Source organism: Spirillospora sp. CA-108201 (assembly GCF_050936235.1).
In the GTDB taxonomy this organism is placed as follows: Bacteria; Actinomycetota; Actinomycetes; order Streptosporangiales; family Streptosporangiaceae; genus Spirillospora.
On record NZ_JBNJNE010000001.1, the window covers coordinates 9,175,996 to 9,200,997 of the forward strand.

Consider the following 25,002-nt stretch of genomic DNA (forward strand, 5'->3'; position numbering starts at 1 on the left):
GATCAGGCGATCTGGCATGAGAAGAGCGGCGCCGGCGCGCCGGGGGGCGCCGGGGGGCGTCGGGGACCGCGCCCGCATGACGGCCGACGCGCCGGACCGGGGTCGGGGCCGGGGGCCGCGGGACCACGGGTAGGCTCAGTGACGTGCGACGGTTCCTCACCCCAGGCTGGCTCGGGCTGCACGCGCTCGCCATCGTGCTGTGCGGCGCGTTCCTCGGTTTCGGCTGGTGGCAGTTCGACCGGGCCCAGGGCGGCAACGACCGCAGCTGGGCCTACACGTTCGAGTGGCCGATCTTCGCGATCTTCGTGATCGTGATGTGGGTCAAGATGATCCGGGACGAGCGGGCCGGAGTGCGGCCCGCCCCGCGGATCATCGAGGAGCCCGCCGAGGCCGAGGTCAAGCGGGAGATCATCCGGCAGCAGGAGGAGGAGGACCCCGCCCTCGCCGCCTACAACCGCTACCTCGCGCGTCTCAACTCCGAGAGCGGCGGGCGCGGCTGACCCGCGTCCCCGCACGCTCCGTCCCCGCACGCCCCGTCCGCGGGGCCCCGCCCCGCCGAGGGGCACCCGAACGAAAGGTGCGATTGCTGTGGAAGGCGCGGTGACCAGGTACCGGATCCTGGCGCTGGTGGTCGGCACGCTGCTGGTGCTGCTGGTGATCGGCATGATCCTCAAGTACGGGCCCACCGACATGCCGGCGCTCGCGGGCGTCGTGGCCCCCGTCCACGGCTTCCTCTACATGGTCTACCTGGCGGTCGCGTACGACCTGTGGCGGCGCACCGGCTGGCCGCTGAGCCGGATGGTCGTGATCGTGCTGGGCGGCGTGGTGCCGCTGATGACGTTCTTCGTCGAGCGCAGGGTGGTCCGCGACGCGCGGGAGGCACGCCCCGCGAAGGTCGAAGCGAGCGTCTGAGGGCCCCGGGGCCTGGCATCCGGTGCCCGTCTCGCCTAATGTTTGACTGAGTCAAACGTTAGGAGGGCGGGCATGGAGACGACCCGGGAGGACGTCGGGACGGTCCGCGCGTTCAACCGCTTCTACACCGGAGTCATCGGCGTGCTCGGCGAGGGGCTCGTCCGGTCGCCGTACTCGCTCACCGAGGCAAGGGTGATCTTCGAGCTGGCGCAGCGCGAGGACAGCGAGGTGCTGGCCCTGCGCCGCGCGCTCGACCTCGACGCCGGCTACCTCAGCCGGATGCTGGCCCGGTTCGAGACCGACGGCCTCGTCGCGCGCGAGCGCGCGCCGGGGGACGCGCGGCGCCAGATCGTCCGGCTCACCCCGCGGGGCCGCGAGGTGTTCGCCCTGCTGGACGAGCGGTCCGTCGCCGAGATCCGCGAGCTGCTGGACGGCCTGGCCCCGGCCGACCGCCGGCGCCTGCTGGCGGCGATGCGCACCGTCCAGGACGTCCTCGGGGAGCGCCCCGGCCGGGAAGGCTTCGCCCTGCGCCCGCTGCGCCCCGGCGACCTCGGCTGGGTGGTGGAGCGCAACGGCGCCCTCTACGACGCGGAGTGCGGCTGGGACCGCACCTACGAGGCCCTGGTCGCCTCCGTCGTCGCCGACTACGTGCGCGGACACGATCCGGAGCGGGAGAACGCCTGGATCGCCGAGTCGGACGGGGAGCGGCTGGGCGCGGTGTTCTGCGTCCGGCGGGAGGACGACGTCGCGCAGCTCCGGCTGCTGCACGTCGAGCCGCGGGCCCGCGGGACGGGCGTCGGGGCGGCGCTGGTCGGCGAGTGCGCCGCCTTCGCCGCGAAGGCGGGCTACGCCGAGATCATGCTGTGGACCACGGCGCTCCAGCGTCCCGCGCACCGCCTCTACGAGCGGGCCGGGTTCGTCCTGCGCGAGCAGGAGGCGCCGGTGGAGCGCTTCGGGGACGTCGTGCACGGGCAGGTCTGGCGCAGAACGCTGTGAACGGGACCCGTGGAGGGTGTCGCTCCTCCACGGGCCCTGCTCCGCAGCGATCCCTGACTGCGTAGGCGGCCGGGACGGGGGTCGGACGGAGTACCGGCCGCCTGAGCTCACCGGCTGCGCGCCGGTTCGAGTCGGGTCTGGCTCCCACCTCCTTCCCGCGCCGCGCCGGACGCGGGCGCTCGCCCGGCGTTCGGGAGAGGGCGCCTGCGCGGCGCCCGGATGCCTGCGGCCGGACCGGCGTCGCGGCTGCGCGCCGCGGCCGGCCCGGCCTGTGGGGGCGCCGGTGCCGCGGGGGCGAGCGGCACGGGGCCCGGGGGAGGACGTCGGCGCCGGGCCGGTCCGGTACGGCCGAGGACCCGAGGTGTGTCGCCGTGCCCGCCCTCCGCGGCACCCGCTGGGGGGCGGGGCCGGCCGCGGTGCGGAACGCCGCGAACGTTCTCGGCCGTACGGACCGGGCCGCGCGGGGAAGGGAGCGCGGAGGCGGCCCGGTTCGCATGCTCGTTCATCCGCCGCCTCCCGCCGTTCGACCTGGGGCTTTGCCGCCCGAGTACCTGTCGTTCACCCTGCGTCACGATCTCGTTGCGTTAGGTACCCGCGCGTCATGCGCGCGTAAACCGGCCCCCGGGCAAAGAATCATGATCGCGAAGACGCCTTTGCCTCCTGTTGCCCCGCCGGGCGGCGCAGCAGGTGCCGCGCGAGCGCCACGCAGGCCAGCAGGGCGACGAGCGCGCAGACCGCCGTCCAGCCGTACCGCGTGCAGGCGCCCGCGCCGAGCCACGATCCGGTGCTGCCGCCGAGGAACGCGCACGTCATGTACGCGGTGTTGATCCGGCTGCGGGCGTCCGGGCGCAGCGCGAAGATCCGCGCCTGGTTCGCGATCATTCCGGACTGCATCGCGACCTCCAGCAGCAGCGTCCCGGCGCCGAGCGCCGCGAGCCCCGCCGCGCCGCCGAGGGCGCCCAGCGCCAGCACCCCGGCCGCCGTGATCGTCCCGGCGATGGCGACGAGGCTGACCGGGTCCGGGCCGCGCCGGTCGACCTGGCGCCCCGCGGCGGGCGTCGCGGCCATGGTGCCCGCGCTGACCAGCGCGAAGACGCCGACCGCCTGGACGCCGAACCCGTACTCGGGGCCCGTGAGGTACAGCGCGAGGCCCGTCCAGACGGCCTGGAACCCGCCGAAGAGCGCCGCCTGGTAGAGGCACGACCGCCGCAGATCGGGCTCCTCGCGCAGCAGCCGCAGCGGCGCGGCCAGCAGCGCCGGGTAGGACCGCCGCGACGGCGGGACGGTCGTCGGCAGCGCGAACGCCAGCGCCGCCGCGATCGCCAGGGTGGCGACCGCGGCGATCAGGTAGGGGGCCCGCCAGCCGAGCCGCTCCCCGGCGAGCCCGCCGAACGTGCGGGCCAGCAGGATGCCGCCGATCGACCCGGCCAGCAGCGTCCCCATCACGGCCCCGCGCCGTTCGGCGGCCACCAGGCCGGCCGCCATCGGCGCGATGACCTGCGCGACCACGGTCGTGACTCCGGCCAGGGCGCTCGCGCCGACCAGCCCCGCCAGGCCGGGCGCGCCCGCCGCGGCGAGCATCGCCGCGCCGGTGACGGCGAGCATCGCCACGATCAGCGGGCGGTGGGGGAACCGGTCCCCGAGCGGCACCAGCAGGAAGTTCCCGGCCGCGTACCCGAGCTGCGCCGCGGTCACCACCAGCGCCGCCGAGTCCGGCGCCACGTCCAGCCCGGACGCGACGAGCGGGCTGACCGCCTGCGGGAAGTAGATGTTCCCCACGGCGACGCCGCAGGTCAGAGAGAGAAGGAAGATCGTCCGGCGGCCGATCTGGGCATGCGCCGGAGGCGGGGAGGAAGACACGGACGCTCCACGTCGAGTCGTCACCGGCGCGGGATCCGCGCAGGCCGGAACGGCGGGGCCGAACCCCGCGGGAACCGCCTCCGCGTCGTGGAGCGGTGCCGGCCTAGGCCGCCGCGCGCCCCGTCGCCGAGACGCCGGTAGTGGCCTTGCCGGAAACGGTGAACACGCGCGGCCTCCCGTGGCGCACCCGAGATCTTCGCGCCGACCCTGGCACGCCCCTCACCCCGTCCGCAATCGGTTTTCCGCGCGAGGCTCAGCGCACGGGGGGACCGGGCTCGTCCATGTTCCACAGGGCGGGCAGGGAGTCCCCGCAGACGGCGCAGACGTAGTGGTCGTCTTTGACGATGGAGCGTTGGCGGCATCGGCGGCAACGCCGGAACACGATCGGGTGGGTGAACCCGCCGGGGTGTTCGAGGCCGGCTCGGTCGAGCGCCGCCGCGACGGCGGTCCAGGAGGACGGGTCGGGGCAGTAGCCGGTCGACTGGTTGCTGATCTCGCCGACCGTCCAGGTACCGCCGCTCGCCTCGAAGACGATCTCACCTGCGCCCAGCACCGGTTCGCGGCCCGCGCAGGCGACGTGCTCGCTGCGTTGCGGCGCCAGGCGCAGCGTCCCGGCCAGGTCGACGACGTAGGTGAACGGCTCCTCCGGGCCCTGCGCGGTCTGCCGCCCCAGCCAGGCGGCGAGGTCGCCCCGCGACGCGACCGCCTGCCCGCGCCGTCCCGGCCGCGCCTGTTCGAGGATGTCGTCCGGACCGACGTAGCGGTATTCGCGCGGCCTCAGCGGGCCCAGGGCCGCGACGAAGGCGGAGAAGGCCGGAGCGACCGTGCGCCATGCGCATCGGCGCGGGTCGGTGAAGAAGTCGCTGGCGACCACGCGGGGGTCGGACGCGCCGGTGCGGTAGTCCAGAGCGATGGCGACGTCATCACCGGCATGCCGGTTGACCGCGATGAGAACGGCCGCCTCGACGTCCAGCCAGGGCAGCTCCACCGGGGCGGCGTGGTCGCCACCCCGCTTCAGCCGGAAGAACTTCGCGATGGTCCCGGATGACAGGAGGCCCAGGAGTGACCCCGTCTCCCTGCGCATCTGGTCGTGGTCGACGAGGAAGTCCAGCGGGTCCTCGAACCAGGGCATGAGCTCGCGCAGCACGTCATCGCCGGGATGCCGCCACCGCCCCGTCTCCAGCAGTTCCACGAGAAGGTCCGGCAGCGCCAGCCCGCGAACCCGCACGTCCTCAGCCCGGTCCATGCGCCGAGCCTGCCACGTCCGGACGCGGTCGCCGGCCCTACGGCCCCGGACCGCCCCGGCGGGCGGTCAGGACCACTGCAGGGACGAGGTCCGGTCGTTCATCAGATCGCCGATGTAGGACCGGGTCGGTTCCAACGCGGTGCGGACGCCGTCGATGGGGCCGTCATGGATCGCGACCCGCGTGCGCCTCTTGCCGCCGGTCGTCGAGTCGAGGCGGTCGTTGAACGCCCGATCCGACACCGCGGCGGCCGGATCGAGGGGGCGTCGGCGACCCGCCCGCCGGTGGCGTCCGCGATGGCCTGGCGGAAAGTGCGGTGGCAGCTCATCCTGCCGCGCTCGGCCAGGCGGACCACGCAGTGCCTTCCGGCCGCCTGGGCCGGCCCGCGCTCGGCCCGCGCACCGCTCGCCGCCGCCGGCCGCGAGCCGAGGGCCGATGCCGCGACGGAGTGGGCGCCGAGCACCAGCCCGGCGGCCGCCGCGATCGTCGTGATCCTGCTCGTCATGGTCATCGGGTCCCCCGCCGATCCGCCGTCCGGCCGTCGAGATGCGCGACCTGACAGTCGAAGGACCGTCGGTCACTGAATGTCATCAGAACTTTGCTCAAAGTGCCCATTCGGTCGCCTGTGGCCGGCGGGTGCCGCTTCTGTATCTCCGGGTCGGTGGCCGGTGTCCGTTCCGCGTGAAGGTGGCGAGCGTGGGGCATTTCGGCGGGACTTGGGCCATGTGACCACGGTGCGCCGGGTGACCCGCGCCGACGAGCGGCATCCCACCCCCGGCCTTCGCCCCGAGGGTGGTTCAGCGCGGGACGGCCACCAGCGCCATCGGCAGGGCCGAACGCCGGAAGTCGACCAGCGGCCACAGCAACTGAAGTCGGCCGCCGTGCATGGCCAGCTCGTAACGCCCGCAGAAGTCCCGCCGGTACCCGCCGGCCGACACCTTCTGGCAGGCGACCGGCCCGCCGTCCAGGTTCAGGGCCAAGCGCAGGTCGAGCCCGGCCCGGGGCAGGAACGCGGCGAGCGAGGGCAGGGAGAAGTAGGCATCGCGGGTGGTGCCGACGATGATCCACCCAGCGCCGTCCTGTCCGAGGAAGCTGCGGTTGGCCAGCCATCGCTCGTCCGTGCCGTCGGTCCGGCCATGCCCGTCGGCTCCCAGCAGCATCGGGTAGGACACCATAGCCTGGCTCGTGCCGCCGATGGCCCGCCGCCAGTCGAGACCGGCCAGGTCGACCAGCCGGGCACCGCTTGGGCCACCGGACCCGCCGACCGCGAACGCCCCGTGCGTGGCCTGGTAGGACGCAGGACCGAGTCGGTGGCCATCGCTGACCACCGGGGTGTCCGGCGTCCCGTGACGGACGTAGTAGCTGCCGTTGACGACCAGCGCCGCCCCGGTGGCCGCCATCCAGTCACCGACGTCCCGGTCGCCTTCTGGGCGATTGAGCACACGGAACCGGTAGCGGGCCGGGTCGATCCGGCTGAGCAGCAGGGCGTCCACGGGTTGCCCGCCCACCCGGACGGGCAACTCGGTGACCTCCAGCCCGGTGGCGACCTGATGCCAGCGCACCGGTTCGGCCGCATCAGGCGTGCGCTGTCCGGCCAGCGACAATCGGATCCCCCGGGACAGCCGAGGGTCGTCCGGGGCCACGTCGCCCCAGACATTGGCGCCGCGACGCAGCATGACGTTGACGGCGTACCAGCCGCCCTTCCCGTATGCGACCCCCACCGCCACCGACGCCACCAGGACGGGAGCCAAGGTCAGCGCGACAATCCATCGCCACCATCGCAGGACTCTGGTCGAGATCATGCGAATTATGACGCGTGACTTTCGCAGCCGGTTCGGATCAGACGCCGTCTGCGCGGCGAGGCGGACAGCACCCTGGCAGTGGTGGCGGCGTGCGACGCTGTGCGCGAGGGCCCGGCGCGAGAGAGGCCCGACGCGACAGCGCGTCGGGCCTCGATGTGGGACAGACCGGCTCCTTGGCGCGGGTGCGTGGTCTGCAGTGTCGGCGGAGCTAGTGGGAGCAGGCCGCGTCAGAGGCGCTGGCCACCGCCCGACCGTACTGATTGGGCCGGTCGGAGTAGAACAGCACCGCTTCGGGGTCCTGCAGATGCGCGGGGACCCTGGTCAGAGCGAGGTTGTAGACCTCCTCACGGGTCGCGCCGTTCGGCTGCACCGTCAAGGTACCGCTGTGAAAGTGCCCCTGGTTCCAGACGGTGATCACCGTGTGGAGTTCGGCCGCTCCAGATCCGTCCTCCTCACCGATCTCGTTGGGCTCGGCGTAGAGGAACTGGATCATGCCGCGCTGCTCAGCCTCGGAAAGCCGTGCGAGCACCAGCCGGAGGAGTTGCGCGCGGGTCGCGGTTCCCTCGGCATACACCTTCTCGATGTAGCTGCGCGGCTCCAGCAACATCAGGTGATCGCGCTCCGGCCAGGACTCATACCCCACATGCGTGCCGAGCGTCGCCGACGATCACCGGCCCAGGTGGTCGCGCTGCCCCTTGTAGGAGACGAACCCGCGCCGGCCGGCTCGGCTGATCGCTGAGAGCGAACGTTGCTGAGGAAACAAAATGCTGCTCCGTTTTCTTGAGTGTGTATGACTCAATCTTGCGGTTGGGTGTCCTACTGAGTTGGAGCTGAGCATGAGCGAGACCCTGACGCTGCCGGTGCTGCCCCTGGAGGACGGGGTCGTTCTGCCCGGCATGGTGGTGCCCCTGGACCTGTCGGAGAGCGGCGAGGTCCGGGCCGCCGTCGAGGCCGCGCGGGCGGTGGCGCAGTCCAAGGGGCCGGGCATCCGGTCGGCGGCCAAGCCGCGGGTGCTGCTGGTGCCCCGGCTGAACGGGCAGTACGCCGGCATCGGCACGCTCGGCGTGATCGAGCAGGAGGGGCGGCTGCCCGGCGGCGAGCCGGGCGCGGTCGTCCGCGGCGTGCAGCGGGTGCGGATCGGCACCGGGACGACCGGGCCCGGCGCGGCGCTGTGGGTCGAGGGGACGGCGGTGGAGGCGCCGCCGGCGACCGGGCGCGCGCAGGAGCTGGCGAAGGAGTACAAGGGGCTGGTCAGCGCGATCCTGCAGAAGCGGGGCGCCTGGCAGGTCGTGGACGTCGTGCAGCAGATCGACGACCCCTCCACGCTGGCCGACAACGCCGGGTACGCGCCGTACCTCACCGACGAGCAGAAGATCGAGGTCCTGGAGACCGTCGACGTCGTGGAGCGGCTCGTCCTCGTGATCGGGTGGACGCGCGACCACCTCGCCGAGCTGGACGTGGCGGAGACGATCCGCAAGGACGTCCAGGAGGGCATGGAGAAGACGCAGCGGGAGTTCCTGCTGCGCCAGCAGCAGGAGGCCATCCGCAAGGAGCTGGCCGAGCTGAACGGCGACCCGGCCGACGAGGAGGACGACTACCGGGCCCGGATCGAGGCCGCGAACCTTCCCGAGAAGGTGCGCGAGGCGGCGCTGAAGGAGGTCGACAAGCTGGAGCGGTCGTCCGACGCCTCGCCCGAGGGCGGCTGGATCCGCACCTGGCTGGACACCGTCCTCGACATCCCCTGGAACGAGCGGACCGAGGACGCCTACGACATCGCGGGCGCGCGGGAGATCCTGGACGCCGACCACGCCGGCCTCGACGACGTCAAGGAGCGCATCGTCGAGTACCTCGCCGTGCGCAAGCGGCGCGAGGAGCGCGGGCTCGGCGTCGTGGGCGGACGCAGGAGCGGCGCGGTGCTGGCGCTGACCGGTCCTCCCGGCGTCGGCAAGACGTCGCTGGGCGAGTCGGTCGCGCGGGCCATGGGACGCGAGTTCGTGCGGGTCGCCCTGGGCGGCGTGCGGGACGAGGCCGAGATCCGGGGCCACCGCCGCACGTACGTGGGCGCCCTGCCGGGACGCATCGTCCGCGCCATCCGCGAGGCCGGGACGATGAACCCCGTCGTCCTGCTGGACGAGGTCGACAAGGTCGGCGCCGACTACCGGGGCGACCCGACCGCGGCGCTGCTGGAGGTCCTCGACCCCGAGCAGAACCACACCTTCCGGGACCACTACCTGGAGGTGGAGCTCGACCTGAGCGACGTGCTGTTCCTGGCCACCGCGAACGTGGTGGAGGCGATCCCCGGGCCGCTGCTCGACCGGATGGAGCTGGTCGAGCTGGACGGCTACACCGAGGACGAGAAGGTCACGATCGCCCGCGACCACCTGCTTCCGCGCCAGCTCGGCAAGGCGGGGCTGGAGGCGTCCGAGGCGGCCTTCGGCGACGACGCGCTGCGGCTGCTGGCGGCCGAGTACACCCGGGAGGCCGGCGTGCGGTCCCTGGACCGCTCGATCGCGCGGGTGCTGCGCAAGGTCGCGGCCAACGTCGCGCTCGGGAAGGCGGCGCTGCCCGTCCGGATCGGCGCGGACGACCTGAAGGACTACCTCGGCCGGCCGCGGTTCACCCCGGAGGTCGAGCTGAGCAGGAACGAGCGCCGCACCGGCGTGCCGGGCGTGGCGACGGGCCTGGCCGTCACCGGCGCGGGCGGCGACGTCCTCTACATCGAGGCGTCGCTGGCCGACCGGGAGACCGGCGACACCGGCGTGACGCTCACCGGCCAGCTCGGCGACGTCATGAAGGAGTCGGCCCGGATCGCGCTCAGCTACCTGCGCTCGCGCGGCGCGGAGCTGGAGCTGCCGGTCGGCGACCTGAAGGACCGCGGCGTGCACGTCCACGTGCCCGCCGGCGCGATCCCGAAGGACGGCCCGAGCGCGGGCATCACGATGACGACGGCGCTGGCGTCGCTGCTGTCGGGCCGCCCGGTGCGCTCGGACGTGGCGATGACCGGCGAGGTGTCGCTGACCGGGCGGGTGCTGCCGATCGGCGGGCTGAAGCAGAAGCTGCTGGCCGCGTCGAGGCTCGGCATCACCACCGCGATCGTGCCGAAGCGCAACGAGCCGGACCTGGAGGACGTCCCGGCCGAGGTGCTCGACACGATGACGGTGTTCGCTGTGAGCGACGTCCGCGAGGTGCTCGACCTGGCCCTGGAGCCCGCCACCACCCCGGTCGCCGTCTGATCGTCGCGGCGCGCGGAACGCCCGTACCGGGTTCGTCCCGGTACGGGCGTTCTGACTTCAATGAACTATTCGGTTGCCCGAAACCCCGGGCCGCGCATGGACCGCGCAGGACGGGGCAGACCGCGCCGCGTGTTGGTGGAGATGTGGCAGCCCGCGGCCGCGGGCGAGAGGGTCCCCTGGTACGTCGTCGCCCTGCGCGTGGTGGTCGTCATCGTCGCGTTGGGCTTTCTTGGCGTCTTCTTCTATTTCGCGTTCAGGCTCACGCTGACGCCCGTCCATGACAACGGGCAGGCGGGCGGGAACACCGATCCGGGCAGGTCGCTCCGGTTCTATCTGGACCGCCCGACGAAGGAGGCGATCCTCCAGATCGGCGGCAACGTGATACTCCTGGCTCCGCTCGGAGTACTGCTGCCCCTGGTCTGGACGACCCTCCGGGGCCCCGTGCGGCTGGCCCTGGTGAGCGGCATGCTCTCGCTGGCCATCGAGACCGTCCAGGGCACGTTCGTGATGGGACGGGCCTTCGACGTCGACGACGTCATCCTGAACGTCATCGGCGTCGTGCTCGCCTACCTGCTCATCGGCCGGAGGCTCTCCCTGACCCTCCGCGGCCGTTAGCGGGGGGTCAGGCGGAAGACCCTGAGCTGCCGTTCGGCGCGTTCCACGTAGCGGTCGTAGACGGGCCAGACGGCGGTGAGGCGGGGCCAGACCTCCTTGCGCTCGACGTCGTCCAGGAGGCGGGCGGTGACCGGGACGGCGCGGCCCTGGAAGCTGACCTGCGCGTCGGGGTTCTTCAGCAGGTTGCCCGTCCAGGCGGGGTGCTTCTCCCGGCCGAAGTTGGAGCCGACGACGTACCAGCCGCCCTCCCGGTCGGGCAGGCACGCGAGCGGCGTCTGCCGGGGCAGGCCGCTGACGGCGCCGGTCGTCGTCAGCACGAGGCTCGGCACGAGGAGCTGGCCGAGCATGAGCCGTCCGCCGGTGAGCCGGTGCAGCGTCCGGTCGACGGGCGGGACGACCTTGGGCCCCACCCTGGAGAACCATTCGGCGCCCGACACCCGGTGGAGCACGGGTCCGAAGGCGCGCTGGACGAGAGTCGGCATCGGGGCCTCCTTGGCGGCGAGCCGTCCGGCCCGTCGCGGGTTCAGATGGCCGCTCTCGGCCAGCCAGCGCAGGCCGTCGGCGACGGTCTCCTCGACGGGACGCAGTGTGAGGCCGAGCGCGTCCAGGACGGGACGGTCGTCGGTCGGCACCAGCGTGACCATGAACTCGGCGGCGTCGCGGGTGAGCGGGTAGTGGAAGCGGCGGACGCGCTTGGCCGCGTCCAGGGCGGAGCCCAGCGCGAGCATCACGCGGCTGGGGACGCGGACGCGGCGGCACCTGACCCCGGTGAGGCGGTCGCACAGGTCGGCGTACTGCGGCCAGGTCAGGTAGTGGCCGCCGAGCACCCAGCGGCTCGGGCCCTGCCGCGCCTCGACGGACCGTGCCAACGCCTCGCCGAGGTCGCGGACGTCGATGACCGAGACGCCGCCGCCCGGAAGCGGCCACACCTTGCCGAGCGCGGCGGCGAGGCCCTCCATCAGCGCGTCCAGCGTCGGCTGGTGCGGCCCGCACACGCCGCCGGGGTACACGATGGTGACCGGCGCGCCGTCCGCCTGGAGTCCGCGCACGTAGCGTTCGGCCGCCAGCTTGGACCTGCCGTAGTCGGTCCGGGGGCTCGCCAGCGCGTCCCCCGCGGTGATGACCGGGCCGGACGGCGGGACGAACACCCCGATCGTCGACACGTGGACCACCGGGGACAGGCCCTGCGCGACGGCGCCGCCGACCACGTTGCGGGTGCCCTGGACGTTCACCTCCACCAGGTCGCCGGCGCCCCCGGTCACCCCGATCGCCGCGGCGGTGTGGATCGCGGCGTCGCAGCCGCGGAGCGCCTCGGCGACCGCGTCCTCGTCCAGCATGTCGCCGGGGACGAGTTCGACGTCCCCGGGGTCGGCGCCGACCGCACGCAGGACCCTCGCCGCCCTGTCCGGGTCGCGGACCAGCGCCCGCGGGCGGTGCCCGGCGGCGAGCAGGGCGCGGACGGTGTGGGACCCGACGAAGCCGGAGGCGCCGGTGACGAAGATCCGCATAGGCCAAAACTAGCGCTTGGTATGACTCCGGCGACAGCCGAGGGCCCGAGTAACGGCCGGGATTTCGGACACCTCCATTACCGGAGAGGCGGACAGTCGGGGCGTTGACGCTTCTGGAACGCTCCATCAGACTCGTGTCTCCACCAGACGGCCGACCGGGAGAAGATCGATGAGGATTGGACTGGCCGGGGCGGGGCGCATCGGTGCGCGCCACGCCGCCGCACTGCGAGCGCTGCCCGAGATCGAGGCGGTGATCGTCGCGGACGCCGATCCGGGGCGCGCCCGCGACCTGGCCGCGCGCCTGGGCGGCGGGCCGCCCGAGGTCACCGCCCTGGACACCGTCGAGGGCCTGTTCGCCGCCGGGCTGGACGGCCTGGTCGTCGCGGCGGCCACGGACGCGCACGCGGACCTCGTGGAGCGCGCCGTCGCCGCGCGAACTCCCGTCTTCTGCGAGAAGCCGCTCGCGTCCGATCTAAATGGAACGTTCCAAATTGTCCGGGCGGCGGCGGGCGCCGGCGTCCCGGTGCAGGTCGGGTTCCAGCGCCGGTTCGACGCCGGGAACGCGGCGGCGCGCGAGGCCCTCGCGTCCGGACGGCTCGGCTGGCTGCACACCGTCCGCTCGTGCAGCTTCGACCCGGCGCCGCCGCCGGCCGAGTACGTCCCCACGTCCGGCGGGCTGTTCCGCGACTGCCTCATCCACGACCTGGACCTCATCAGGTTCGTCACCGGCCGCGAGGTCGTCCGCGTGATGGCGGCGGGCGCCAACCGCGGCGACGACTTCTTCCGCGAGGCGGGCGACGTCGACACGGGGTCCGCGCTGCTCATCCTGGACGACGGGGCGCTCGGCCAGGTCTCGGCCACCCGCTACAACGCCGCCGGGTACGACGCGCGCCTGGAACTGTTCGGATCCAAGGACAGCGTCATCGCCGGCCTGGACGACCGGACGCCCGCGACCGCGCTCCCGGACGGGGACCAGCCCAGGACCCCCTACGGCGGGTTCATGGAGCGCTTCTCCGACGCCTACGACGCCGAACTGCGGGCCTTCGCGGACGTCGTGGCGGGCCGCCGAGCCAACCCGTGCCCGCCGGAAGAGGCGCTGGAGGCGTTCTACCTCGCCGAGGCGTGCGAGCTCTCCATGCGGGAGGGGCGGATCGTCGAGGTCGAGGAGGTGCGGCGGTGAGGATCGCCGGCGCGCCGATCTCGTGGGGCGTGTGCGAAGTGCCCGGCTGGGGCCACCAGATGGAGCCGGGCCGGGTGCTCGCCGAGATGCGCGATCTCGGCCTCGCCGCCACGGAGCTCGGGCCGGACGGCTTCCTCCCCAGGGCCACGCAAGAGCGGGACGAGTTGCTGACGTCCTTCGGGCTGGGTCTTGTGGGGGCGTTCGTACCCGTCGTCCTGCACGACCCCGCCTTCGACCCACTGCCCGTGGTCGAGCAGGCCCTGGACGACATCGACGGTGTCCTCGTCTTGGCCGCCGCGACCGGACTCGACGGATACGACGAGCGGCCCGTCCTGGACACCAAGGCATGGGCGACGCTGCTCGCCAACCTCGACGCGATCGCCGCGCGTGCCGCAGACCGGGGCAGGCTCGCCACCCTGCATCCTCACGTCGGGACGGTCGTGGAGCGCCGCGCCGAGGTCGAACGGGTGCTGGGCGGATGCAGCATCCCGCTCTGCCTCGACACAGGGCACCTGCTGGTCGGCGGAACCGATCCGGTGTGGCTGGCGCGTTTCGCGGCGCCGCGCATAGCGCATGTCCATCTGAAGGACGTGGACGTGGGCCTTGCCCAACAGGTACTCAAGGGAGACAGCACGTACACGAACGCGGTGCGGGACGGCCTGTACAGGCCGCTCGGAGAAGGCGACGTCGACATCCCCGACATCATCCGCACCCTGGAGGCCGCCGGTTACGAGGGCTGGTGGGTGATGGAGCAGGACACCGTCCTGGCCGGCGAGCCCGCGCAGGGCGCGGGGCCGTACGGCGACGTCCGCAGGAGCCTGGACTACCTCGCCGGAGTGGCCCGATGACGTTCGACCTCATCACGATGGGGCGGGTCAGCGTCGACGTCTATCCGAACCAGGAGGGCACGCCGCTGGAGGACGTCGAGTCGTTCGGCAAGTACCTCGGCGGCAGCCCGACCAACGTGGCCGTGGCGGCGGCCAGGTACGGCCGCAGCGCCGCCGTCATCACGCGCACGGGGGAAGACCCGTTCGGCCGGTTCATCCACAAGGCGCTCCAGGGCTACGGCGTGGACGACCGGTTCGTCACCGCCGTTCCCGGCCTGCCGACCCCGCTGGCCTTCTGCGAGATCTTCCCGCCCGACGACTTCCCGCTGTACTTCTACCGCTACCCCAAGGCCCCCGACCTGGAGATCCGGACGGACGAGCTCGACCTCGACGCGATCCGCTCGGCGCGCATCGTCTGGGGGACCGTCACGGGCCTGTCGCAGGAGCCCAGCCGCGAGGCGACCTTGACCGCGCTGGGGGAGCACCCCGGCCAGACCGTCATCGACCTCGACTACCGGCCGATGCTGTGGGAGGACCCCTCGGAGGCACCCCACTGGGCAGGGCTCGCCTTGGAGCGGGCAACGGTCGCCGTCGGAAACCTGGAGGAGTGCGAGGTCGCCGTGGGGGAGCGGGAGCCGCACGCCGCCGCACGCGCGATCCTGGCCCGCGGACCGGAGATCGCCATCGTGAAGATGGGGCCGGAAGGCGTCCTCGCGGCGACGGCCGACGAGGTCGTGGAGGTGCCCCCGGTCAAGGTGGACGTTGTCAACGGCCTCGGCGCCGGGGACGCGTTCGGCGGCGCCCTCTGCCACGGCCTCCTCGCCGGGTGGGACCTGCGGCGGCTCGTCGAGTTCGCGGGCGCCGCAGGGGCGATCGTCGCGTCCCGCATCGCCTGCTCCGACGCGATGCCCGCGCAAGACGAGGTCGACGAACTCCTCAAGGAGAAGCGATGAAACACCACCTCCCCGCCGGAACAGCCGCGGAGTCCCCGTACGGGCTCGTCGTGACGCCGGAGTCGGCTGGTTGGGCGTATTCGGGACTGCGGATCCTGGAGCTTCCCGAAGGCGGGTCGCACGAGTTCGACACCGGCGAGTTCGAGACGATCGTCCTCCCGCTGGCGGGGTCGTGCGCGGTGGAGTGCGACGGTGAGCGGTTCGAGCTGGAGGGCCGCGAGAACGTCTTCGCCCGGGTCAGCGACTTCGCCTACGTGCCGCGCGACGCCCGGGTGACCGTCCGGGGGAGCGGACGGTTCGCGCTCGCGGGCGCCCGGTGCGAGAGCCGGCTCGTCCCCCGCTACGGGCCCGCCGGGAAGGTGCCGGTGGAGTTGCGGGGGGCGGGGGCGGCGAGCCGGCAGGTCAACAACTTCGGGACGCCGGAGGGGTTCCCGTTCGCCGAGAAGCTGATCGCGTGCGAGGTGCTGACACCGGCGGGGTGCTGGTCGTCGTTCCCGCCGCACAAGCACGACGAGCAGACGCCCGGCGAGTCGGTCCTGGAGGAGATCTACTACTTCGAGATCGATCGGGACGGCATGGCCTACCAGCGCGTCTACGGCTCGCCGGGACGTCCGATCGACGTGCTGGCGGAGGTCCGCAGCGGCGACGCCGTGCTGATCCCGCACGGCTGGCACGGCCCGTCGATGGCGGTGCCGGGTCATGACCTGTACTACCTGAACGTGATGGCCGGGCCGTCGCCGGAACGCGCGTGGCGCATCTGCGACGACCCCGCGCACGCCTGGATCCGCGACACCTGGGAAGGGCAGCCGGTCGACCCCCGGCTGCCGCTGACCTCCGCGGAGGGACGCTCGTGAGACTCACCGTGGGGCAGGCGCTGGTGCGTTTCCTGTCGGTGCAGTTCAGTGAGCGGGATGGTGTGGAGCGGCGGTTCTTCGCGGGCTGTTTCGGGATTTTCGGGCACGGCAATGTGGCCGGGATGGGGCAGGCGTTGTTGGAGTGCGGTGGTGAGCTGCCGTATTACATGGCGCGTAATGAGCAGGCGATGGTGCATGCGGCTGCTGGTTATGCGCGGATGAGTGATCGGTTGTCGACGTTGGCGTGTACGACGTCGGTGGGGCCGGGTGCGACGAACATGGTGACGGGTGCGGCGTTGGCGACGGTCAACCGGTTGCCGGTGCTGCTGTTGCCGGGGGATGTGTTCGCGACGCGTGTGGCGAATCCGGTGTTGCAGGAGTTGGAGGATGCCCGCTCCTATGACGTGTCGGTGAACGACTGCTTCAGGCCGGTGTCGCGGTATTGGGATCGGGTCAATCGTGCGGAGCAGTTGCCGGGGGCGTTGCTTGCGGCGATGCGGGTGTTGACCGATCCGGCCGAGACCGGTGCGGTGACGTTGGCGCTGCCGCAGGATGTGCAGGCCGAGGCGTTCGATTGGCCGGAGGAGTTGTTCGCGCGGCGGGTGTGGCGGGTCGCGCGTCCGGTGCCCGAGCCGGCCGCGTTGGAGGAGGCGGCGGCGCTGGTGCGGGGGGCGGAGCGTCCGTTGGTCGTGGCGGGCGGCGGGGTGATCTACTCCGGTGCGTCGGGGGCGTTGGCGGCGCTGGCCGGGCGGACGGGGGTCGCGGTCGCCGAGACCCAGGCGGGCAAGGGCGCGCTGGCGTGGGATCACCCGTGTTCGGTGGGAGCGATCGGCGCGACGGGGACGACGGCGGCCAACGCGCTGGCGCGCGAGGCCGATGTGGTGGTCGGGATCGGTACGCGGTACAGCGATTTCACCACGGCCTCCCACAGCCTGTTCGCCCGTCCTGGGGTGAGGTTCGTCAACATCAACGTCGCCCGCGCCGACGCGGTCAAGCTCGCGGGCTGCGCCGTCGTCGCGGACGCCCGGGAAGGCATCCGGGCGCTGGACGCCGCGCTGGCCGGGTACACCGTTCCGCCGAGCCACCGCAGCGACGCCCAGGCGCTGACGGCCGACTGGAACACCCAGGTCGACCGGGCCTGCGCCCCCCAGGACGGGGAACTGCTCACCCAGGCCGAGGTGATCGGGGCGGTCGACCGGGCCGCCGGGCCGCGGGACGTGGTGGTGTGCGCGGCCGGTTCGATGCCCGGCGACCTGCACAAGCTGTGGCGGGCCCGCGACCCCGAGGGCTACCACGTCGAGTACGGCTACTCCTGCATGGGCTACGAGATCGCCGGCGGCCTGGGCGTGAAGATGGCCGCGCCCGACCGCGAGGTGTTCGTCATGGTCGGCGACGGCTCCTACCTGATGATGGCCCAGGAACTCACCACCGCCGCCGCCGAGGGCATCAAGCTGGTGGTGGTCCTGGTCCAGAACCACGGCTACGCCTCCATCGGCAACCTGTCGGAGAGCGTCGGCGCGCAGCGCTTCGGCACCCGCCACCGCCTGCGCACCGCCACCGGCCTGGACGGCGACCCCATCCCGGTCGACCTCGCCGCCAACGCCGCCAGCCTCGGCGCCGACGTCATCCGCGCGTCCACCTCCGCCGAGCTGGCCGACGCCCTCCAGCGGGCGCGCAGGTCCTCCCGGACCACGGTCGTCCACGTCGAGACGAACCCCTTGGCGGGTACCCCCGACAGTGCGGCATGGTGGGACGTCCCGGTCGCGGAGGTGTCGGCGCTGGCCTCCACCCGCGAGGCCCGCGCCCGCTATGAGAGGGATAGGCGTACGCGCCATCATCATCTGTGATCAACTCCTCAGACCGACCAATCGGGGAGAAACGGAGAGCAGCCGATGAGAGGCGTTTTCGCGCGCGGGACGTCCAGGGGCCTCGCGGTGCTGGCCGCCGCGGGGCTGCTGGCGCTCAGCGCCTGCAGCAGCTCGGGCGGCAAGAAGTCCGAGGAGACGCCGGAGGGCGCCGGCCCCCGGTTGAAGATCGCGATGGTCACGCACTCCGGCGCGGGCGACACCTTCTGGGACATCGTCCAGAAGGGCGCGAAGGCCGCCGCCGCCAAGGACAACGTCGAGTTCCTCTACTCGGCCGACCCGGACGGCGGCAAGCAGGCCCAGCTCGTCCAGGCCGCGCTCGACAAGAAGGTCGACGGCATCATCGTCACCCTCGCCAAGCCGGACGCGATGAAGGACGTGCTGGCCCGCGCCGCGGCCGCGAAGGTGCCGGTCGTGACGATCAACTCCGGCGCCGAGGAGTCGGCGAAGCTCGGCGCGGTCGCGCACTTCGGGCAGGACGAGTCGATCGCCGGCGAGGCGGCCGGCACGGAGCTCGGGAGGATCGGCGCGAAGAAGGCGCTGTGCGTCGTCCACGAGCAGGGCAACGTCGGCCTGGAGGACCGCTGCGCCGGAGCGAAGAAGACGTTCGGCGGCGACCTGCAGAACCTGTTCGTCCAGGGCACCAACATGCCGGAGGTGAAGTCGTCCATCACGGCCAAGCTCCAGGCCGACAAGGGCATCGACGGGATCCTGACGCTCGGCGCCCCGTTCGCCGCGACCGCCGTCGACGCGGTCAAGGAGACCGGCGGCAAGGCGAAGATCGGTACGTTCGACCTGAACAAGGACCTGATCGCCTCGATCGACTCGGGCGCGATCGAGTTCGCCGTCGACCAGCAGCCCTACCTCCAGGGCTATGAGGCCGTCGACGAGCTGTGGCTGCTCAGGAACAACGGCAACGTGCTCGGCGGCGGCCGGCCCGTGCTGACCGGGCCCGCGATCGTGACCAAGCAGAACGCGGCCCAGCTGGAGGCGTTCGCGAACCGGGGGACGCGATGACCGAGGCGGTGGCCGGGCCGTCCGCGGCCCGCCCCGACGAGCGCCTGGCCCGGCGGTCGCCGCTGCGGCGGCTGCTGGGCCGCCCGGAGCTCGGCGCGCTGCTCGGCGCGGTGGCGCTGTTCGCGTTCTTCTCGATCGTCGCGGACGCGTTCCTGCGCGCCGGGTCGTTCTCCACCGTGCTGTACGCGGCCTCGACGTTCGGGATCATGGCGGTCGGGGTGTCGCTGCTGATGATCGGCGGCGAGTTCGACCTGTCCGCCGGGGTGATGGTGACGTCCTCGGCGCTGGTCGCCGCGCTGACCGCCTACCAGTTCACGCTGAACGTGTGGGCGGGCGTGGTGATCTCGCTGGTGCTGACGCTGGCGCTCGGCATGGTGAACGGCGTCCTGTACGTCCGGACGCGGCTGCCGAGCTTCATCATCACGCTCGCGACGTTCTTCATGCTCGCGGGCCTGAACCTCGGCGTGACGAAGGCGCTCACCGGCAACGTCGCGAGCGACTCCGTCCGCGACATGGACGGCTTCGCCTCCGCCCGCGCGGTCTTCGCCTCCGACGTGGACGTGCTCGGCGTCAACGTGAAGATCACGGTGTTCTGGTGGCTGCTGTTCACGGCGATCGCCACCTGGCTCCTGCTGCGCACCCGCGTCGGCAACTGGATCTTCGCGGTGGGCGGGGCCGCCGGCAGCGCCCGCGCGGTCGGCGTACCCGTCGACCGCGTGAAGATCGGCCTGTTCATGGGCGTGGCGTTCTGCGCGTGGTTCTCCGGGATGCACCTGGTGTTCGCGTTCGCGACCGTCCAGTCCGGGGAGGGCGTCGGCAACGAGTTCCTCTACATCATCTGCGCGGTCATCGGCGGGTGCCTGCTCACCGGCGGCTACGGGTCGGCGATCGGCGCGGCCATCGGCGCGTTCATCTTCGGCATGACGAACAAGGGCATCGTGTACGCCGAGTGGAACCCCGACTGGTTCCGGTTCTTCCTGGGCGCGATGCTGCTGATCGCCACCGTGGTCAACCTGGTCGTGCGGCGCAGAGTGGAGCGGTCGCCATGACGGACGCGAAGGAGGCGCCGCTCATCAGGCTCAGCGGCGTCGGCAAGAACTACGGCAACGTCATCGCGTTGCGCGACGTGGACCTGGAGGCCTCGGCGGGCGAGGTCACCTGCGTCCTCGGCGACAACGGGGCGGGCAAGTCCACGCTCATCAAGGTCGTCGCCGGGCTGCACCGCCACGACACCGGGACCTACGAGGTGCGGGGCGAGGCGGTGAGCTTCGGTTCGCCCCGCGACGCGCTCGACCGCGGCATCGCGACCGTCTACCAGGACCTCGCGGTCGTCCCGCTCATGCCGGTCTGGCGGAACTTCTTCCTCGGCTCGGAGCGGCGGGGGCGCCTCGGCGGCATGGACGTCGGGTCCATGCGCGCGACCACCCACCGGGAGATGGCCGCGATGGGCATCGACCTGCGCGACGTCGACCAGCCCATCGGGACCCTGTCGGGCGGCGAGCGGCAGTGCGTGGCCATCGCCCGCGCCGTCCACTTCGGAGCCGAGGCCCTCGTCCTGGACGAGCCGACCGCCGCGCTCGGCGTCAAGCAGGCCGGGGTGGTGCTGCGCTACATCGTGCAGGCCCGGGAGCGGGGCCTCGCGGTCGTCTTCATCACCCACAACCCGCACCACGCCTACCCGGTGGGCGACCGCTTCCTGATCCTGAACCGGGGGCGCGGCATCGGGTACCACACCAAGGAGGAGATCACCCGGGAGGAGCTCACCGGCCTCATGGCGGGCGGCGGCGAGCTGGAGGAGCTCGCCCACGAACTCGACGCGGCGGGCTCTCCGGCCTCCGCCGCCCGGCTGACCGAGGAGGCCGGGAGCCTGGGCCTCACCGACGACTGACGGCCCGCCCCGGGCCACTCCCCGTGGCCCGGGGCGGTCCTCACCGCGTGGACGCCCCGGAGGGATCGGCGCGGGCGCCCGTCCCCAGACCGAGACCGGGAAACCGTGGCGGATCACGCAGCGCGATGCCACACTCACAGAGCCGTGAAGACCAATCTCCCCGCCGAGCCCAACGCCTTCGTCGGCCGCGAACGCGACGCCGCCGACCTCGTCGGGCTGCTGGAGGGAATGCGGGCCGTCACCCTGTGCGGGGCGGGCGGCATCGGCAAGACGCGGCTAGCGCTGCACGTCGCGCACGCGGTCCTCGACGCGTCGCCGGCGGCCGGCGCGCAGGGCGGCGGCGTCTGGTTCGTGGAACTGGCCGACGTCCGCCCGGACGGGACGACCGAGCCCGTCGCGCGGCGCGCCGCCGCGGTCCTCGGCGTGGCCGAGGAGGACGGCCGGCCGCTCACCGAGACGCTCGCCGACGCGCTGCGCGCGCCCGAGGTCCTGCTCGTCCTGGACAACTGCGAGCACATCGTCGAGGAGTGCGCGAAGCTCACCGGCCTGATGCTGGCCCGCTGCCCGCGGCTGCGGATCCTCGCCACCAGCCGGGAGCCGCTGCGGATGGCGGGGGAGAACGTGTGGCGGGTGCCGCCCCTGGAGCCGGACGAGGCGGTCCGGCTGTTCCTGGAGCGCGCCCGGGCGGCGCGGCCCGGGTTCGCCGCGTCCGAGGCCGTCCACGAGGTCACCCGGGCCCTCGACGGGATGCCGCTCGCGGTGGAGCTCGCCGCCGCCCGGGTCCGGGTGCTGTCGGCCGAGCAGATCGCGCGGCGCCTCGCCGACCGGTTCCGGCTGCTCAGCGCCGGGGACCGCACGGCCCCGGCCCGGCAGCGGACGCTGCGCGCCGCGATCGACTGGAGCCACGAGCTGCTGGACGGCCCGGAGCGCGTCCTCCTGCGGCGCCTGTCGGTCTTCGCCGGCTGGACGCTGGAGCAGGCCGAGCAGGTCTGCGCCGACCCCGCGCCGCCCGGCGGCCCGGCCGAGGTCGCGCTGCACGCCGACGACGTCCTGGACACGCTCACCGCCCTCGTCGACAAGTCACTCGTGACGGTGACGGGGGAGGTCTGCGGGGAGGTCCGGTTCCGGCTGCTCGACAGCATCCGCGAGTACGCGGCCGAGCGGCTCGCGGGCGCCGGCGAGGAGGCGGTGTTCCGCGCGCGGCACCGCGACGCCGTCCTGACCGCCGCCGAACGCGACTGCCGGATCGCGCTCGGCGTCGAGCCCGCGCCCTGGACGGACCGGGTGGCGCTGTTCCACCGGTACGACACCGAGCTCGGCAACGTGCGGGCCGCGCTGGCCTGGTCGCTCGACCACGGCGACATCGCCGAGGGGCTGCGGCTGTGCACCGCGGGGCGGACGTTCTGGATCGCGCGCGGCCGCGTCGCCGAGTGGGCCGACCGGACCGACCGGTTCCTGGCCGCCGCCCGCGACCCCGGCCTTGGCGCCCTGGACCCGCGGGTCCTCGGCCCCGCGCTCGCCGGCCGCGCCCAGCTCGCCGTCGGGGGCCGCGACTTCGCCCAGGCCGCCCGGCACGCCGCCGAGGCGCTCGCCCCGTGCCGCGAGGCCGGGGACGACTTCATGACCGCGACCGCGCTGATCACCGGCGCCGAGTGCCTCGCCCGCGCCGGCCGCTTCGCCGACGCCGCCCGCCGCCTGGACGAGGCCGACGCCCTCGTCCGCGGGCCCGGCCGGGAGTGGACCCGCGCCTACGCGTGCGCGGCCCGCGGCTACCTGCTGATCCGGGAGTCGCGGCTGCGCGAGGCCCGCGAGAGGCTCGACACGGCCGCGTCCGTCATGCGGGACATCGGCCAGCTGTGGGGCGCCTCCCACGCCATGATCGGCCTCGGCAGGCTCGCCGAGCTGCGCGGCGATCCGGCCACGGCCCGCGGCCACTACGCCGCGGTCCTGCCGATCCTCGCCGAGATCGGCGCGCGTTCGGAGATGGCGCGGGCCCTCGCCGGCCTCGGCCGCGTCGCGCTCGCCGAGGGCGACCTGGCCGCGGCCCGTGCGGCCCTCGCCGAGAGCCTGGCGCTGAGCCGCGCGTCCGGCATCCGGCTGGACATGGCCCGCGCCCTGGACGCGTTCGCCGACCTGGTCGCCCGCGAGGGCGACGCGCGCGCCGCGGTGACGCTCGCCGGCGCGGCGTCGGCGCTGCGCGAGGCGACGGGCCGCGAGCCCGGCACCGGCGCCCGCCGCGAACGCACCCTCGAACCGATCCGCCGCAGGATCGGCGAGCCGCTCGTCGCCCAGTACTGGGGCGAGGGCCGCGCGATGCCCGCCGACGACGCGATCGCCCGCGCGCTGCGCGCCCCGGGACGCTTCCCCGCCCCGGCCGCCGCTGGAGGCCGGGGCCGCCGGCGACGCGGCCGGGCCGGCCACGCCGCCGAGCACCCTGACGGCCCGCGAGCGGCAGATCGCCCGCCTCGTCTCCCGCGGCCTCAGTAACCGCGGGGTCGCCGACGAGCTGGTCATCAGCCCCGCCACCGTCGCCCGGCACGTCACCAACATCCTGACCAAGCTCGGCTTCTCCTCCCGCGCCCAGATCGCGGCCTGGGCGGTCGACAACATCCCCGCGGAGGACGCCTGACCCGGGTGTGTACACACCGCGCGCGCCGTCCGGGCGCCCGCCGGATACGACGGTGGTTGCGCACTTCGGCGCATGTGCGGGCGGGCGCGCCGACCTAGCGTCGGCGCCATGCTCTCCAGAGGTGTGCACCCCGCCTACCCGGCGGTCACAGTGACCCGCGCGGTGTTCGGAGCCGCACCCGACCCCGGGAGGATCGCAGTCCTGGACGCGACGTCCGGGCGTTCCCTGTCCCACGCGGAGCTCCCCGCCCTGGTCGGGACCGCCGCCTCCGCCCTGGCACGCGCCGGATCGAGCCCGGGGGACGTGGTCGGCCTGCGCCTGCGCGAGCCCCTGGACCTCGCCGTCGCCCTGCACGCGGTGATCGCGGCCGGCGCCGTCCCCCTGCCCCTCACCGGCCCGGACACGTCCCGCCTGCTCGAAGAGACCGGAGCCCGCTCCGTCATCGCCGGCGATTCCGGCGGCGACGACGGCCCGCGCACCGGGGAGGCGCCCCCGCTGCGGCTCGCCGATCTGCTCGCCGGCCCGGCCTCCGAGGGCGCGGCCCCGTCCTCTGCGGCGGGCGGCCGCGCCTGCGGCGACGTCGCGCTGCTGGCGTGTACGCGGGGGACCGGCAGGGGGCCGGCCCGGACGGTGCGGCTGACGCACGCGGAGGTCGTGGCGGGCCTGGTGAGGGTCGCCGAGTCGGCCATGTTCGGCGGCGCCGACACGGTGCTGAGCGCGCTGCCGTTCGGCACCGTCCTCGGGCTGAACGGGGTGCTCAACCCGGTGCTGCGGCTCGGCGCCACCGCCGTCGCGTTCTCCGGGACGGGACGCCACGACCTGCTCCGCGCCCTGCGGGACCACCGGGTCACCGTCGCGGTGCTCCCGCCGGAGCTCGTGGAGGCCCTCGCCTACGAGCGCGCGGTCTGCCGCTACGACCTGCGCTCGCTGCGCGCCGTCGTGGCCGCCGGCGGACCGCTCGCGGCGGAGGAGGCGCGGGCCGCCGCGTCCCGGCTGGGCTGCCCGGTACGGCAGGCGTACGGGCTGGCCGAGGCCGGCGGGTTCACCCACCTCAACCTCCGCGCGGCCGAGGAGGGGACGCTCGACTCGGTCGGGCGCGGCCTGCCGGGCGTGGCGTGGCGGGTCGTGGATCCGCGCACCGGGGCGGCGCAGCCGTCCTACCAGCCGGGCGAGATGTGCGTGCGGCTCCCGGCGGCGCGGGCCGCCGCGGGGCCCGCGCGGTGGCTGCCCACCGGGGACTCGGCGTTCGCCGACGAGCACGGGCGGGTGTACATCCTCGGACGGCTCGCCGCCGCGCACCGCGAGCCGCCCGGCGACCCGGAGGCGGTGCTGGCCGCGCATCCGTCCGTGGCGGACGCCGTCGTGGCGCCCGCCCCCGACGACGACCTCGGGCTCGCGCCCCACGCGTTCGCCGTGCTGACCGAACCCGTGTCCGAGGCCGACCTCCTCGCCCACGTCAACGGGCGCGTGCCGAGGACCCGCGCGGTGTCGGCGGTGCACGCCGTGGACGAGATCCCCCGCACGGCCGACGGCCGGGTCAGGCGCCGGGAGCTCCTGGAGCGCGCCGGACTCGCCCCGTGACGTACACATGTGACTACACACTTCTTCGGATGCGGCGC

General features: G+C 73.6%; 23 protein-coding genes. 17 read left to right on the forward strand and 6 right to left on the reverse strand.

The window, feature by feature from the left end:
* Window positions 1-143: 143 nt before the first annotated feature.
* The 3 genes from ACQEU6_RS43885 (at window position 144) to ACQEU6_RS43895 (ending at window position 1,908) form a co-directional block, all read left to right on the forward strand.
* On the forward strand, window positions 144-500 hold the full coding sequence (locus ACQEU6_RS43885) for a hypothetical protein (protein WP_499339714.1): 357 nt from the start codon (window positions 144-146) through the stop codon (window positions 498-500).
* 88 nt (window positions 501-588) lie between these two features.
* A complete protein-coding gene (locus ACQEU6_RS43890) occupies window positions 589-912 on the forward strand; it encodes a DUF3817 domain-containing protein (protein WP_499339715.1) in 324 nt (107 codons plus the stop codon).
* 72 nt (window positions 913-984) lie between these two features.
* Window positions 985-1,908 carry a bifunctional helix-turn-helix transcriptional regulator/GNAT family N-acetyltransferase gene (locus ACQEU6_RS43895; protein WP_499339716.1) on the forward strand — a complete coding sequence of 308 codons (924 nt, stop codon included), beginning with the start codon at window positions 985-987 and terminating at the stop codon, window positions 1,906-1,908.
* A gap of 633 nt (window positions 1,909-2,541) precedes the next feature.
* On the opposite strand, the gene ACQEU6_RS43900 is transcribed toward ACQEU6_RS43895, so the two are convergent.
* From ACQEU6_RS43900 to ACQEU6_RS43910, 3 genes are all read right to left on the reverse strand, one after another.
* Entirely contained in the window at window positions 2,542-3,768 is a 1,227-nt protein-coding gene (locus ACQEU6_RS43900) for an MFS transporter (RefSeq protein ID WP_499339717.1), read from the reverse strand.
* Between the two features lie 253 nt (window positions 3,769-4,021).
* Complete coding sequence (locus ACQEU6_RS43905; protein ID WP_499339718.1) at window positions 4,022-5,014, reverse strand: hypothetical protein; 993 nt, start codon at window positions 5,012-5,014, stop codon at window positions 4,022-4,024.
* Between the two features lie 66 nt (window positions 5,015-5,080).
* Window positions 5,081-5,254, reverse strand: a complete 174-nt coding sequence (locus ACQEU6_RS43910) for a hypothetical protein (RefSeq protein WP_499339719.1) — start codon at window positions 5,252-5,254, stop codon at window positions 5,081-5,083.
* A gap of 54 nt (window positions 5,255-5,308) precedes the next feature.
* Between ACQEU6_RS43910 and ACQEU6_RS43915 the strand changes: the two genes are divergently transcribed.
* On the forward strand, window positions 5,309-5,596 hold the full coding sequence (locus tag ACQEU6_RS43915) for a hypothetical protein (protein ID WP_499339720.1): 288 nt from the start codon (window positions 5,309-5,311) through the stop codon (window positions 5,594-5,596).
* 213 nt (window positions 5,597-5,809) lie between these two features.
* On the opposite strand, the gene ACQEU6_RS43920 is transcribed toward ACQEU6_RS43915, so the two are convergent.
* A complete protein-coding gene (locus ACQEU6_RS43920) occupies window positions 5,810-6,814 on the reverse strand; it encodes a phosphodiester glycosidase family protein (RefSeq protein ID WP_499339721.1) in 1,005 nt (334 codons plus the stop codon).
* Window positions 6,815-7,022: 208 nt separating this feature from the next.
* The gene (locus tag ACQEU6_RS43925) at window positions 7,023-7,421 is read right to left on the reverse strand and encodes a hypothetical protein (protein ID WP_499339722.1); all 399 of its coding nucleotides are present in this window, start codon (window positions 7,419-7,421) and stop codon (window positions 7,023-7,025) included.
* Window positions 7,422-7,650: 229 nt separating this feature from the next.
* On the opposite strand from ACQEU6_RS43925, the gene lon reads away from it, so the two are divergent.
* Together lon and ACQEU6_RS43935 are read left to right on the forward strand one after the other, a co-directional pair.
* Window positions 7,651-10,047: an endopeptidase La gene (lon, locus tag ACQEU6_RS43930; protein ID WP_499339723.1), complete on the forward strand. Its 2,397-nt coding sequence runs from the start codon at window positions 7,651-7,653 to the stop codon at window positions 10,045-10,047.
* A gap of 129 nt (window positions 10,048-10,176) precedes the next feature.
* Window positions 10,177-10,662, forward strand: coding sequence for a VanZ family protein (locus tag ACQEU6_RS43935; RefSeq protein WP_499339724.1), 486 nt, complete (start codon window positions 10,177-10,179; stop codon window positions 10,660-10,662).
* Here ACQEU6_RS43935 and ACQEU6_RS43940 read toward each other — a convergent pair.
* Complete coding sequence (locus ACQEU6_RS43940; protein ID WP_499339725.1) at window positions 10,659-12,170, reverse strand: nitroreductase family deazaflavin-dependent oxidoreductase; 1,512 nt, start codon at window positions 12,168-12,170, stop codon at window positions 10,659-10,661. The genes ACQEU6_RS43935 and ACQEU6_RS43940 overlap by 4 nt on opposite strands.
* Before the next feature lie 169 nt (window positions 12,171-12,339).
* Between ACQEU6_RS43940 and ACQEU6_RS43945 the strand changes: the two genes are divergently transcribed.
* The 11 genes from ACQEU6_RS43945 (at window position 12,340) to ACQEU6_RS43995 (ending at window position 24,964) form a co-directional block, all read left to right on the forward strand.
* Window positions 12,340-13,350, forward strand: a complete 1,011-nt coding sequence (locus tag ACQEU6_RS43945) for a Gfo/Idh/MocA family protein (protein WP_499339726.1) — start codon at window positions 12,340-12,342, stop codon at window positions 13,348-13,350.
* Entirely contained in the window at window positions 13,347-14,198 is an 852-nt protein-coding gene (locus ACQEU6_RS43950; protein WP_499339727.1) for a TIM barrel protein, read from the forward strand. Before ACQEU6_RS43945 ends, ACQEU6_RS43950 begins: the two co-directional genes overlap by 4 nt.
* Window positions 14,195-15,130, forward strand: coding sequence for a 5-dehydro-2-deoxygluconokinase (gene iolC / locus ACQEU6_RS43955; RefSeq protein ID WP_499339728.1), 936 nt, complete (start codon window positions 14,195-14,197; stop codon window positions 15,128-15,130). The genes ACQEU6_RS43950 and iolC overlap by 4 nt, the downstream gene beginning before the upstream one ends.
* A complete protein-coding gene (gene iolB / locus ACQEU6_RS43960) occupies window positions 15,127-15,984 on the forward strand; it encodes a 5-deoxy-glucuronate isomerase (RefSeq protein ID WP_499339729.1) in 858 nt (285 codons plus the stop codon). The genes iolC and iolB overlap by 4 nt, the downstream gene beginning before the upstream one ends.
* Window positions 15,985-15,992: 8 nt before the next feature.
* Complete coding sequence (iolD, locus tag ACQEU6_RS43965) at window positions 15,993-17,831, forward strand: 3D-(3,5/4)-trihydroxycyclohexane-1,2-dione acylhydrolase (decyclizing) (RefSeq protein WP_499339730.1); 1,839 nt, start codon at window positions 15,993-15,995, stop codon at window positions 17,829-17,831.
* 45 nt (window positions 17,832-17,876) lie between these two features.
* On the forward strand, window positions 17,877-18,866 hold the full coding sequence (locus ACQEU6_RS43970; RefSeq protein WP_499339731.1) for a sugar ABC transporter substrate-binding protein: 990 nt from the start codon (window positions 17,877-17,879) through the stop codon (window positions 18,864-18,866).
* Window positions 18,863-19,915 carry an ABC transporter permease gene (locus ACQEU6_RS43975; RefSeq protein ID WP_499339732.1) on the forward strand — a complete coding sequence of 351 codons (1,053 nt, stop codon included), beginning with the start codon at window positions 18,863-18,865 and terminating at the stop codon, window positions 19,913-19,915. Before ACQEU6_RS43970 ends, ACQEU6_RS43975 begins: the two co-directional genes overlap by 4 nt.
* Window positions 19,912-20,754 (forward strand): ATP-binding cassette domain-containing protein, encoded by an 843-nt coding sequence (locus tag ACQEU6_RS43980; protein ID WP_499339733.1) that lies wholly within the window; start codon window positions 19,912-19,914, stop codon window positions 20,752-20,754. The genes ACQEU6_RS43975 and ACQEU6_RS43980 overlap by 4 nt, the downstream gene beginning before the upstream one ends.
* Window positions 20,755-20,898: 144 nt before the next feature.
* Window positions 20,899-23,241: an ATP-binding protein gene (locus ACQEU6_RS43985; protein ID WP_499339734.1), complete on the forward strand. Its 2,343-nt coding sequence runs from the start codon at window positions 20,899-20,901 to the stop codon at window positions 23,239-23,241.
* Window positions 23,210-23,383 (forward strand): response regulator transcription factor, encoded by a 174-nt coding sequence (locus ACQEU6_RS43990; protein WP_499340558.1) that lies wholly within the window; start codon window positions 23,210-23,212, stop codon window positions 23,381-23,383. The genes ACQEU6_RS43985 and ACQEU6_RS43990 overlap by 32 nt, the downstream gene beginning before the upstream one ends.
* Window positions 23,384-23,491: 108 nt before the next feature.
* A complete protein-coding gene (locus tag ACQEU6_RS43995) occupies window positions 23,492-24,964 on the forward strand; it encodes a class I adenylate-forming enzyme family protein (protein ID WP_499339735.1) in 1,473 nt (490 codons plus the stop codon).
* Window positions 24,965-25,002 lie beyond the last annotated feature (38 nt).